General features: G+C 45.9%; 11 protein-coding genes. 10 read left to right on the top strand and 1 reads right to left on the bottom strand.

Features of this window, described 5'->3' with window-relative positions:
• Nucleotides 1-136 precede the first annotated feature (136 nt).
• From EPH95_RS12120 to EPH95_RS12075, 10 genes are all read left to right on the top strand, one after another.
• The gene (locus tag EPH95_RS12120) at nucleotides 137-1,180 is read left to right on the top strand and encodes an LCP family glycopolymer transferase (RefSeq protein ID WP_142090336.1); all 1,044 of its coding nucleotides are present in this window, start codon (nucleotides 137-139) and stop codon (nucleotides 1,178-1,180) included.
• A 123-nt stretch (nucleotides 1,181-1,303) separates the two neighbouring features.
• Nucleotides 1,304-2,194 carry a PIG-L deacetylase family protein gene (locus tag EPH95_RS12115; RefSeq protein ID WP_405127457.1) on the top strand — a complete coding sequence of 297 codons (891 nt, stop codon included), beginning with the start codon at nucleotides 1,304-1,306 and terminating at the stop codon, nucleotides 2,192-2,194.
• 70 nt (nucleotides 2,195-2,264) lie between these two features.
• A complete protein-coding gene (locus EPH95_RS12110; protein WP_142090332.1) occupies nucleotides 2,265-3,656 on the top strand; it encodes an O-antigen ligase family protein in 1,392 nt (463 codons plus the stop codon).
• The gene (locus EPH95_RS12105; RefSeq protein ID WP_142090330.1) at nucleotides 3,568-4,521 is read left to right on the top strand and encodes a GNAT family N-acetyltransferase; all 954 of its coding nucleotides are present in this window, start codon (nucleotides 3,568-3,570) and stop codon (nucleotides 4,519-4,521) included. The genes EPH95_RS12110 and EPH95_RS12105 overlap by 89 nt, the downstream gene beginning before the upstream one ends.
• Nucleotides 4,522-4,699: 178 nt before the next feature.
• Entirely contained in the window at nucleotides 4,700-5,794 is a 1,095-nt protein-coding gene (locus EPH95_RS12100) for a glycosyltransferase (protein WP_142090328.1), read from the top strand.
• A complete protein-coding gene (gene pssD, locus EPH95_RS12095; RefSeq protein ID WP_142090326.1) occupies nucleotides 5,791-6,261 on the top strand; it encodes a PssD/Cps14F family polysaccharide biosynthesis glycosyltransferase in 471 nt (156 codons plus the stop codon). The genes EPH95_RS12100 and pssD overlap by 4 nt, the downstream gene beginning before the upstream one ends.
• Nucleotides 6,258-6,734 carry a glycosyltransferase gene (locus EPH95_RS12090; RefSeq protein WP_142090323.1) on the top strand — a complete coding sequence of 159 codons (477 nt, stop codon included), beginning with the start codon at nucleotides 6,258-6,260 and terminating at the stop codon, nucleotides 6,732-6,734. Before pssD ends, EPH95_RS12090 begins: the two co-directional genes overlap by 4 nt.
• A gap of 28 nt (nucleotides 6,735-6,762) precedes the next feature.
• Complete coding sequence (murJ, locus tag EPH95_RS12085; RefSeq protein WP_160141749.1) at nucleotides 6,763-8,289, top strand: murein biosynthesis integral membrane protein MurJ; 1,527 nt, start codon at nucleotides 6,763-6,765, stop codon at nucleotides 8,287-8,289.
• A gap of 11 nt (nucleotides 8,290-8,300) precedes the next feature.
• Entirely contained in the window at nucleotides 8,301-9,608 is a 1,308-nt protein-coding gene (locus EPH95_RS12080) for a UDP-glucose dehydrogenase family protein (protein WP_142090319.1), read from the top strand.
• A gap of 993 nt (nucleotides 9,609-10,601) precedes the next feature.
• A complete protein-coding gene (locus EPH95_RS12075) occupies nucleotides 10,602-11,687 on the top strand; it encodes a glycosyltransferase family 4 protein (RefSeq protein ID WP_142090316.1) in 1,086 nt (361 codons plus the stop codon).
• Nucleotides 11,688-11,720: 33 nt separating this feature from the next.
• Here the strand turns inward: EPH95_RS12075 and galU are convergent, their stop codons facing one another.
• Nucleotides 11,721-12,590 carry a UTP--glucose-1-phosphate uridylyltransferase GalU gene (galU, locus tag EPH95_RS12070; protein ID WP_319592781.1) on the bottom strand — a complete coding sequence of 290 codons (870 nt, stop codon included), beginning with the start codon at nucleotides 12,588-12,590 and terminating at the stop codon, nucleotides 11,721-11,723.
• Nucleotides 12,591-12,666 lie beyond the last annotated feature (76 nt).

Genomic DNA, 12,666 nt, shown 5'->3' with positions numbered 1-12,666 from the left:
CGACAAATTTCCTGGGAAATAAGCTGTTTTTGTCGATATTTTCATTCTATCATTTACTTTTCTAACAATCCTCTTGTAAACTATGATAGTATAGTATGATGAACATCCGGATATTTTCCCGGAAGGAGACAATGAAATGTCAAACAAAGGACCTTCCAGAACGATACGGCACCAACGCAAAAAAAGACGAAATAAAAAAATAATCTTTACTTTGGTAGCACTTGTCGGTTTTATCATTGTCGCCGCAGGCGGACTCGCGTTTTATTTCATCACACAGGCAAGCAATCTCGTAGACGAAACACAAGGCTCACTGGAACGTGGGGAACATTCGGATATGCGAGAGGTTGCCGTAGACCCCGATGAAGATAACATTTCTGTTTTATTTCTCGGAACCGACAATCGCGATGGCGATCTGGATGGTTTGGCCGACGCTATTTTATTGGCAACGTTTAACCGGAATGAAGGCTCGGTCAATGTCATAAGTATCCCGCGGGATTCGTATGTGCAAATTCCCGGGCGCCCGACTCAAGATAAAATAAACCATGCCCACGCCTTCGGCGGGACGGACATGGCTATTGACACGGTAGAAAATCTGCTCGATATTCCTGTCGATTACTATGTAACGTTAAATTTTGATGCTTTCATGGATACGGTTGATATTTTCGGCGGCATAGAAGTGGATTCCCCCATGGCCTTTACCGAACAAAACGCGGACGGGGACATGGATGCCATTGAAATTGACGAAGGGCCGCAAGTCTTAAATGGCGAAGAAGCCCTCGCTTACGTTCGTATGAGAAAGGAAGACCCCATGGGCGATCTTGGACGCGGGGAACGGCAGCAAGAAGTGTTGGGCGCTTTGATTGACGAAGGCACTTCCCTCTCATCGATTGCAAACTACAACGACATATTTGACCAGCTGCAAGAAAATATGAGCATGAACATGTCCTTCAATGAAATACTCGGCTTACATTCGTATGCCACATCTATTGATGAAATCGAGTACCATCAATTGGACGGTGAAAATTTCGTTGAGAACGGCGTTGATTACTATCGGGTCGATGACACAGACCTCGCGAACACACAGGCCATGCTAAAACAGCACCTTGATCTCGAGGAAGAACGAGACCATGATCCTGATGCGAGTGAATCAATCAATGCCGAAGAAAGTACGGAAAGATAGAAAACGAACACCAATCCTGCTTCCTTTGCGGAGCGGGATTTTTTTCGTTCCGCAGCGTCGGTGCGTATCGTTTTTTCATCATTTGGATAAGATAGGAAAAAAGCAACCGAGGGAGAGGTCTCCATTAACTGGAAGCAGACACTTATTAAAAAAACAAGCCCGATCACTTCTTTTTTAACAAGGATTATCGTATCGAACCACTATAGGAATGAGAAAACCGTCGATGAATCACCTAATGAGAAAAACATTCTGGTCGTTTCTCCACATGTGGATGACGAGACGATTGGCATGGGAGGCACGATTGCCAGCTATGCAAAGAACGGGATATCCGTATCATGTGTGCAAATGACCGATGGGGCAAACAGTGTAAGCAACTTATCAACAACTGCATTATCAAAAACACGAAAAGAAGAGATGCGTCAGGTGAAAGATTGCTTAGGGATTGAGGCTGTTTATCATTTAGACTTGCCGGACGGCGATCTGCACGCCTCTGATGCTTCCATCCGGTTACTGGCAACCATCATCGAGCACACAGCACCTGAAATCATCTACACCACTCCCTATATCGACGCTCACCCGGACCACACGAATACGGCATTTCTTTTAGCAGAGACACTCCGGCAAATGAAAGTCCCCTCATCTTTGAAAGTGCGATTGTATGAGATTAACTGTCCGATTCCCCCTGAAGAAATTAACGTTATCGTGGACATCTCTTCTTTCATGGAGGAAAAAAAAGAAGCAATAAACACTTTTGCATCCCAGACTATTGCTTTTGACGGTTTCCTCGCCTTAAACACATGGAAATCCCATCTTGTCGACGACCCGAAAGTCACTCATGCAGAAGTATTTAAAGAGATGGGCAATCAGGAATTCCAAGAAATGGGGGCTTATATAAAAAAAGAAAAAGCAAAGTTTCCCGGAAAATTTAAGCAAGTTAACAAAACGGAAACCTTGCTCCCGGCTATCTTTAAAGCGTATGGATATAAAAAGAAACTTTATCGACGCTGCCTTTAACGAATGATTTTGATCCATTATGGAATAACTAGCGGAGAGGCGAATTGACTATTGAAGGTGGAGTGGACAGATGCCCAACCTCCGGCGGCCAATGGAAATCGGGCTGATCCTCTTTTTATTGGCTCAACCGATCTTGGACATACTTGCTTATTTTGGCTTATCAATATCTACCGTTGTTCGGTCTATGGCCATGGTTGCCTGTGTATGTTACATCCTCTTTTATGCACCGGCAAAATGGCACAAGCTTACACGTGTTTATTTTATCGTTTTGAGCACCTACGCCACCATCCAATTCATGAATAATCTTTTCATAAAAGACCCATTTGCCTTCGGTGCGGAAGTTACATATTTGTTCAAAAGCCTCTATTTCTTGTGCATATTTTCTACATACCTAATGGCTCTGTCCTTTTGCAAAGGGATGGACGGTTTCCCTAAGAAACTATTTGCGGCAATGTTCGCCAACATGGCATTGATTGCATTTGTAATTTTTATCGCTGCGTTCACGGAAACCGGAACTGCAACGTACAGGATGTTAGCGCTTGAAGGGCAGACAGGATGGTTTTTTTCCGGAAATGAGCTTAGCGCGATCATGTCCATCGGTGCCATACTGGCAATCGGTTATTATTTTCAATTACAGTCCCGAACATTCAAAGGTTTTCTTCTGGTAGCAATTTCACTCATTGCCTGGTCGATGTTGACGATTGGCACGAAAGTTGCCTACGGCGGTGTTCTCATCGGACTTGGCATGGGAGTTATCGCAGGAATGATTGAAGCGGCGGCTAAAAGAAGGGCGGCAAACCTTGTGCTTTTTTCCGGGCTGTTCATTCTCGTTCTTGCCGCCACTCCATCTATGCCAATCGGAAATAACATGGATGTAGCGATCGACCTTATGGAGTCCCGTGAACAGGGGGATGGCCATGCTCCTCCGGAACTGGAAAGCGGAACAGCCCTCCCCTTTCAATCGTTTCTCTTGAACGGAAGAGAGGCGTTTTTAGCAGATACATACAATGACTATATCGGCGCTTCCCTATCTCAACAACTTTTGGGAATGGGAAGAAGCGGAAACTATTCGCAAACGGGGGAAATGAATGCCATCGAGATGGATTTTTTGGATTGGTTTTTTAACTATGGACCAATCGGAATGCTTTTATTATCCCTCCCTTTTGCTCTATTCGGTGGATATGCCGTAAGAAATATATTTCGATTCCGATCTTTAAGTCTTCCGCTTTTATTTACTTTTACAAGCAGCGCTGTTGGGTTGGGGGCAGCTTTCAGTGCCGGGCATGTGCTCTCCTCGCCTGCGGCGGGCACCTATCTGGCTATCTCTCTATCCTTGTTTATGAGCTTCACTGATGGCCGAAAGGAGGTAAACCATGGGCGTAAGGCTTTACCGGGAAGGGGACGAGTACGCCATTCAACGGTTATTTACAACCGTCTTCAAAAAAGAAAGGAGCCTCACTGAATGGAAGTGGAAATTTTTTAAACAAAAGCCCTATATATTGGTTTACGAAAAAGAGGAGAGAATTGTTGGACATGTCGCCTTGTGGGTCTTGCATGCCTTCTTCAGCGGCAAAAAACAAAACGTAGGTTTACGCGTGGATACGATGGTCGATCCTTCACATCGGAACGAAGGCATATATCAACAATTAACCGAAACCTTATTCCAAAACGCTCGCGAAGATCATATTCATTTGCTCTATGGCTTCCCCTCCTCGTCCGCAAAACAAGGATTGCTCCATCATTCAAGCGCGCTGGAGATTGGCAGAATCCCCCGTTATCGAAAGATGAATCGCTTGTTTTTTAAAAAAGCGACGTTACCTCCAGAGGGATATTTTTTACAAGAAATACACGGCTATGATAAGCGCTTCGATGCTTTTGCAGAACGAATCAAATATCAGTACTCCTTTTCGATCATCAAGGACGCCGATTTTTTCCACTGGCGGTATTTCAAGCATCCAACAAACACATACAAAGTTTTCATCGTAACGAAAGAGCAAGCGATCGAAGGTTACATCGTCGTGAAAAAAGAAATAAAAACAATCAAAGGCGCACCATTCCCCGTCGGTTCCATCATTGATGGGGATGCTTTTGACGAACAAATTTGGGAGTGCTTGCTCACCTGCGGCGAAAACGCATTAAAAAAAACACTCTTTATTCAAACGTGGCTTCCTTTCCATCCAGGCGTGCGCACGAGCATGAAAAAAAAGAACTATAAAAAGAAACCTGTCGATATGACATTGGTCGTGAATGTATTGGATACGGAACACAAGGATCTTGAAAACACAATGGATTGGAAGATAGCCATGGGCGACGTCGATGCTTTTTAAACCGTTCATGATGATACCTCGGGTTGATGATTTCTCCCTTTCAGGGGGCCATAAACAAAACATGGCACCTTTTATTGGGAGGTTCGTTCATCCTCTGCCATTCCAGCGTATGAATCAACCGCAAAGTTGGCGAAACTAAAACCAAAAACACTCGCCAAAAAGATAAGGAGCACTGCCCATGCGTGTACTTGTCATTAGCAACATGTTTCCCGGACCGACTTCTCCTTTCTTTGGAATTTTCGTCAAAAATCAAGTGGAAGGATTACAAGCTGCCGGGGTGGATCTAACTGTCGCGGCAAACAATGATCCGCGGAGTGGAAAAATGCATGTTTTGAAAAAACATCTCCTTTGGAGTGCATCCGCCATTCGCCGTTTCACAAAGCCGTACGACCTAATCCATGCCCACTACGCTTTTCCATCAGGCGTGTTCGCCAGACTCTTTTCCCGTGTGCGCAAAGCACCCTATATCGTCACCGTCCACGGAGGAGATTTGGATAAAATGGCACGAAAAGGGACTTTTTTTAAAAAACTGACCCAGCTTATCCTAAGAGATGCTGCTCACGTAATCACCGTGGGACCCGCCCTCTATCGGGAGGTCGTCACGACGTACAATGTTCCCGAATACCGTGTATCGCTTTTAAATATGGGCGTTAACCGCACGATTTTTTATCCGCGAAAAGAAGAAGCCAGTCCCTTCCGCCAAGTGGACGGGGAAATACATCTTCTTTTTGTCGGAAACCTCGTGAAAGAAAAAGGCGTGGAAGAACTTTTGTCTGCCATTTCCGTTTTGCAACAAAGCGGAGAAAATATCCATCTTCACCTTATCGGTGCCGCGAAGAATCAAGACTATGAGCAGAGGCTCCATGCCTGTGTCGACGCCCTGGAGTTGCGTGACATTACCCATTTCCATGGACCGAAACCCCAGGACGAAGTGGCACGTTTTATGACCCATGCCGACTTATTTGTGCTCCCTTCCCATATGGAAGGGTTCGGGCTTGTCGCACTGGAAGCCATGGCATGCGGCACCCCGGTCGTTGCCAGCCATGTCGGCGGTCTTTCTCATCTGTTGTCAGAAGGAGCCGGGACTTTGGCGGCACCGAAAAACATTACATCCTTAACGTCAGCGATTCACCACACATTAACGCAGCCCGAATTACTAAAAAACCAGATTAACAAGGGCTTTGAAAAAGCAAACCGTTATGACACGCATACCATCATCCAAGACGTGATTCGTCTTTATGATCAAGTCGTGGAGGAACATCCATCACCATGAAAAAAAGAAAAATCATGCTTATCTCATCTGTCGGCGGTCACCTGACCCAACTTTTACAGCTGCACCCACTCACAGAGGAATACGACTGCCATATCGTCACGGAAAAAACCGCGGTGACCGAAAAAATGGCCACGCGTTACCCCATGTCTTTTCTTCTTCACGGGGGGAGACATTACCTGTTTCGGTTTATGTTCAAGTTTGCCTATAATGCCGGCAAATCGCTGTGGCTTTATTTACGAAAAAGACCGGATGTGATCATTACAACCGGCACCCACACGGCTGTGCCGATGTGCTATATCGCAAAATGTTTTCGAAAAAAAATCATTTTTATTGAAAGCTTCGCGAAAACGCAATCCCCCACTTTATCTGGCCAACTCGTATACCCGGTCGCGGATCTATTTATCGTCCAATGGGAAACGATGCTCACCCATTACCCGAAAGCGGTTTATGGAGGGTCCATCTATTGATACTCGTTGTCCTTGGAACCCATGAACGCCCCTTTACTCGCCTTTTGCAAGAAGTCGAGACGCTTGCCGATAAAGGAGTTATAGATGAAAAGCTTTACGTGCAAAACGGCCATACCCCCGTTGAAAGGTTTACCCATTTGCACGGCCGCCCCTTTCTCGATTACGCGGAAATGGACATGCTTTACGATCAAGCACGCGTCATTATTTCCCACGGCGGCACGGGCTCGATTATCACGGGCGTTAAAAAAAGAAAACCTGTGATTGCCCGCGCCCGCCTATCGAGATACGGAGAGCATAATGATGATCATCAAGAAGAGATCATCGAACAATTTGTGAAAACAGGTCATGTTTTGAGCAGCGATGATTTGGCCGCTGACTTGAGACGTGTAGACGAAGGCTTCACTCCACCCCCTTTTGATAGTGGCCGACATGAAATACTGAAACTTTTACGAAACTTTCTGGAAGCCACTTAAGATCAGCATGCATGGAAAGGCTGAGAAAATGAAAGGCAGACAGTTACTCACCATCATAGGCTCAGTCACCCTCATTAATTTCATCGCACGTGTACTTGGTTTTTTTCGTGAAGCGGTTGCCGGTTATCAATTCGGCACAGCCTTTCAGGCCGACAGCATTATTATCGCCTATACGATTCCAAATTTGCTATACATCACGGCCGGAGGCGCGATCGCGACCGCATTCATTTCTGTTTATGGCAAAATCGAAGACCCGCGTGAACAAGGAAAGTACCTTGAATCATTTTTTAGTTGGTTAATGGTTGGACTCACTCTTCTTACCGTCTGTTTCGTGTTATTTTCCGATATTATCATCAACCTACTGTTCACGGGCTTAGATACACACACAGCAGTGTTATCCGCACGGTTGTTTCAAGTGATGGCACCGGCCACCTTTTTTTTGATTTTATCGATGTGGTTACGAAGCCTGTTAACGGTCAACGATCGCTTTGCCATTGCTGCGATTTCTACGTTGGTGATGAATGGTTCTTTTTTGGTCATCGCGGTTCTCCTTTTCCCCTGGCTTGACGCGTTTGCCCACGGGTACGGCGCGACCTTAGGGGCTATTCTCATGTTTGTTTTCCTCATTTATGTCATTAAAAAAAATCGATTGTTTCACTTTCGCTTAACATTTCATCGTTCGGAGAAGGTTTGGCGTACGTTTATGATGATGGTGCCGGTTATGCTCGGAGGCGCGACGTTACATATTTATTTTCTGTTACATCGTGTTTTCGCCGCCTGGTTGGACGAAGGCTTTATTACGGCGTTAAACCACACGTCCAAATTGGTGCAAATGCCGCAATCGATTTTGATGACAGCTGTAACGACCGTCATCATGCCCGTGCTATCGCGAAAAGTAGCCCAACGGGAGGATCGTCACATAGCGAACTTTTTTTCCCTAGGGTTACATTTACTCGCCCTCGCCATTATCCCGATTTCCGTCTTTCTGTATTTTTATGCGGAACCGACCGTGCAAGCGGTTTTTCAGTACGGACAATTTACGGAAGCGTCTACCGCTATGGCAGTTCCCCTTCTGCAAGTGTTTGCCATCGGGATGTTTTTTCACGCCGCAAACGTCTACATCACCCGTTTTTATTACGCATACGAACGGTCCATCTATCCATTGATCGTAAGCCTGGTATCCGTAGTGGGTTTAAATGTTCTCTTAAACATCGCTTTGATTGGCCCATTAGGCGCGACAGGACTTGCCTGGGGGACAACGATCAGTGCAGGCTTTAACTTTCTGCTGCTCTTGCTTGGATTAAAAGGTGTGATAGAATGGGGAAAGAAACCACTACGGAAAGCAATGTGGGCAACGTTGGGCAAATTCACGAGTCTGACAATTATTATAACCGTTGGATTAGCTCTATTTACCTCTGTATTTTTTCCTGCTAACCCTTTTGTTGCTTTATTAAGCGGAGGAGCCGTTCTTTTCGTATTATTGATAGCCCTGTTTATTGTCCTTCGTTTTCCCGAACTTGATTTTATAAAAGATGTAATGAAAAACAGAAAGTAGGTTCATAAAAAATGAAATTGACCATCGTTGGCACCGGATACGTTGGACTCGTCTCCGGTGTATGCTTTGCCGAGCTCGGAAATAATGTTGTTTGTGTCGACAAAGATGAACAAAAAGTTGAGCAACTTAAGCAAGGGATGAGCCCGATCTATGAAGATGGATTGGAACCCTTACTGCAGAAAAACATCCATAACGAAAGTATTCATTTCACATCTGATTTGGCTAATAGTGCCATGGATAGTGATATTATTATGATCGCGGTCGGAACCCCTCAAAGGGATGATGGGTCCGCGGACTTATCCTTTGTGCGGGCAGTCGCCGAGGAGCTGGCTGAAGCACTTCCCGCCGATAGGCAGACCGTCATCGTCAATAAATCAACCGTACCGATCGGAAGCGCTGAAGAAGTAGAGAGCATCATCCGGAAAAAAAACGCAAATGCCGACATCGCGGTATGTTCCGTTCCGGAATTCTTGCGGGAAGGCTCAGCCGTAAAAGACACGTTCAATCCTGATCGGATAGTCATCGGTACGGATATTGATTGGGCGAGCGAACGTCTTGTGCGCTTGCATGCGTCACTGGCTGATCGTGAGCAAATCATTACAACCTCGGCGCGCAGCGCGGAAATGATTAAATACGCCTCGAATGCCTTTTTGGCAACGAAAATCTCGTTTATAAACGAAATCGCGAATATTTGCGACGCATACGGGGCAGACATCGATGAAGTTGCCCGGGGGGTCGGCGCCGATCGCCGAATCAGCCCCCACTTTCTTAGCGCCGGACTGGGATTCGGCGGTTCGTGCTTTCCGAAAGACGTACAGGCGCTTATCTCGTTGGCAAAAGACAAGGCGTACGAAGCAAATATGTTAAACTCAACCATTGCCATTAACGCAAAACAACGATTAAAACCTGTAGATATTTTACAGCAACGATTTCCGCAAGGGTTGCAAAATTTTAAAATAGCTGTCCTGGGACTGGCATTTAAACCAGGGACAGACGACATGCGTTACGCGCCATCGATTGATATCATCCACGAACTTGTCAAAGCAGGCGCGGACGTGCACGCCCATGATCCGATCGTGTTGGATGCAGCCGCACCGCTTTTGCCGAGAGCCGTAACCTTGCACAACGAGGCCGAAGACGCGTTATCAGGCGCGGAGGCAACTTTGCTCGTCACCGAATGGGACATGTATAAGCAATATTCAATCGCCGATATGTCTGTTTCTATGGCAGGAAAAATTATTATCGACGGCAGAAACACCCTGGATGCGAATGCCTTTAAAGCACATGGCTTTGATTATTACGGCATCGGCCGCCGTTAATGGGGACATGTCCGAGACCTATCCCGGTTCGGACAATTCTACATTCCCGTCCGGTGAGCGGATCTTGAAAAACGTGTAAGTGATCGAATGGATACGAACGTTGGACACCCGTTCTATCAAAACGAAAAAATCAGATCACAACCTGAACATGCACAGCTTCGGCATGGAAGGAGACCGAAAAGCGAATCGAATGTGTCGAAGGGAGGGTGACCTCGGCATAAAAAGAAGACAAAGCTGTACCAGGAAACCGAAACAAGCACGGGAACGGAACAGACCTTCTTTATCGCACCCCGGCTCTGCGATTTCTCGCTTTCCGGGGTGCGTTAGACCTTTCATCTCACCCCGGCTCTGCGATTTCTCTCACTCCGGGGTGCGTTAGGCCTTTCTTCGCACCCCGGCCCTGCGATTTCTCGCTTTCCGGGGTGCGTTAGGCCTTTCTTCGCACCCCGGCCCTGCGATTTCTCGCTTTCCGGGGTGCGTTAGACCTTTCATCGCACCCCGGCTCTGTGATTTCTCTATTTCCCCTGCAAAATGGGCGAAATAATTTCTGGTACGTTGCATAAGTGCAGAGTGGCTAAAATAAGTTATCATCTGTCATTGTCGCTCTAAAATTGGATGCAGGCGATTGTTGTGCATGACAGAAGCGATGCCAGGGGATCTATGGCGACTGTTGTGACTGCCCTTTTCATATTTCGGGCATCATAAGCGCTTCATGCGACGTTAGCCGTTTCTCCTCCCTACGATTCGTTCTTCATGAACCATTTTCATGGTGATGTAATGGTCTATTCTAAAAACGTCAACACGAAACGTCTTGGTGACCAACCGATGTGAATAGTGATTGCAACCACTAGACAATTTTCTCCCCCCCCTCCCTTGTAAAGGTGTCTTATATTCCATCCTCGCTTACCTTAATCTGTTTTTTATAAAAATGCGGATATTTTTCCCGCTCATTATTTTCTACGATTCGGGCATAGTAAGACGGGAGGTTTGGATATGATTACCGTTACGTCTTTATGTGCCTGTTTTGTCATTGCTCTTGTGATCACACCACTAACGAAGCAGTTTGCCATAAAAATCGGCGCGACCGATCATCCGAATCATCGGAAAATACATAAGCGAGCAATGGCGCGGAGCGGTGGCCTGGCGATATTTTTTGCTTTTTTTATTGGATTATTTATTGCACAACCCGAAGATTCCTCCATCATCCCGATCATCATTGGAGCTATTATTATGACGTTAACCGGGTTTGTGGATGATCTTTTTCAGATTTCTGCGCGTTGGAAACTATTTGGCCAGGTCGCAGCGGCTTTAGCTGTCATTGCCGGCGGGGTCCACTTGGAGTTTATTAACCTGCCATTTGATATTCAGTGGCAACTCGGCTGGTTGAGCCTGCCTTTAACGTTATTATGGATCATCGGGGTCACGAATGCCATTAATTTTATTGATGGACTGGATGGTTTAGCAGCGGGCTTATCTTCTATTATACTTATATCGATTACGACAGTAGCTGTTATGAATGCCAACACGTTTGTAACGGTTATCGGTGTCCTTCTACTTGGCAGCACGCTCGGGTTTCTTGTTTATAACTTTAACCCGGCCAAACTTTTTATGGGAGATACCGGTTCCTTATTTCTCGGTTTCATGATATCGGTGATCGCTTTGTTAGGATTTAAAAACATAACCATCTTCTCCTTGCTCGTTCCAATCATTTTGTTGGCCGTGCCCATTTCCGATACATTCTTCGCGATCATTCGCAGAATCGTGAACCAACGACCGCTTTCGTCCGCCGATCACTCCCACCTTCATCATTGTTTGCTCCGATTAGGTTACTCCCATAAGCAAACGGTGCTTTTGATTTACGCGTGGTGCGCATTCTTTGGCATATCTGCCATCGTGCTCACGATATCCACTATCTGGGTCACGGCATTCGTCACAATAAGCTTCGCTTTGCTCATTGAATTAGGCGCTGAAAGACTAGGGCTCATCCACCAAGAATATAAACCGTTCACTAAATTCCTTCATAGGCTGCAAGCACCCAATCTAAAAAAAGGCAGCGAACACACTAACCGGCGCGGTTAGAATTTTTTCGCATGCCTTCTTTTTTGTGTCCTTTTAAAGATTTAATTGTTTAATATAAGCTTTTAAGCCTTCGCTTAAATCTTCACGGTGAAGAGCGAAGTCGAGGGTGGCTTGGATGAAGCCTTGTTTATCACCGACATCATATCGATCGCCTTCGAAACGAAACGCATTTACTTCCTGCTCTTCAGCCAAACGCTTAATGGCGTCCGTAAGTTGAATTTCATTTCCCGCCCCCGGGGGCAAGTTTTCCAAAATCGGCATAATTTCAGGTGTCAGTACGTATCGACCCATGATAGCCAAGCTTGAAGGGGCTTCTTCTTGCTTTGGTTTTTCTACAAGATCCGTCACATTGACGACGCTCGCATCTGTTCCATTCGCGGCAGAAACGATCCCGTAACTTGAAACTTTGTTCTCCGGCACATTTTGCACACCTAATACAGAGGATTCCCTTTCCTCGTAGATTTCCATGAGTTGTTGCAAACAGGGTTTGCCTTCGGAACGGACAATGTCATCCCCGAGCATGACGGCAAAAGGTTCATTTCCGATAAATGTACGGGCACAGGCGATAGCATGTCCCAAGCCTTGTGGATCCTTTTGCCGCACATAATGAATACTGGCCATATTAGAGATTTTTTTTACTTCTTCCAACCGTTCCCATTTTCCACTTCGTTCCAATGTCTCTTCCAATTCATATGATTTGTCAAAATGATCTTCAATGGCGCGTTTTCCACGGCCGCTCACGATGAGAATGTCCTCGATGCCTGACGCGATCGCTTCTTCCACTATGTATTGGATCGTTGGTTTATCGACAATCGGCAACATTTCTTTCGGCAAGGCTTTACTCGCCGGCAAAAAACGCGTCCCCAGTCCTGCCGCCGGGATAACTGCTTTTTTTACTTTCATCAATATTCCCCCCCTACTATGTCATTATATGATGCAATGGGTCATTTCTCAACTAAAGCAATTTTTTATAAAAAAT

It is taken from the genome of Salicibibacter halophilus (assembly GCF_006740705.1).
GTDB classification, from domain to species: domain Bacteria; phylum Bacillota; class Bacilli; order Bacillales; family Marinococcaceae; genus Salicibibacter; species Salicibibacter halophilus.
This window is presented reverse-complemented; position numbering and strand designations above follow the sequence as displayed.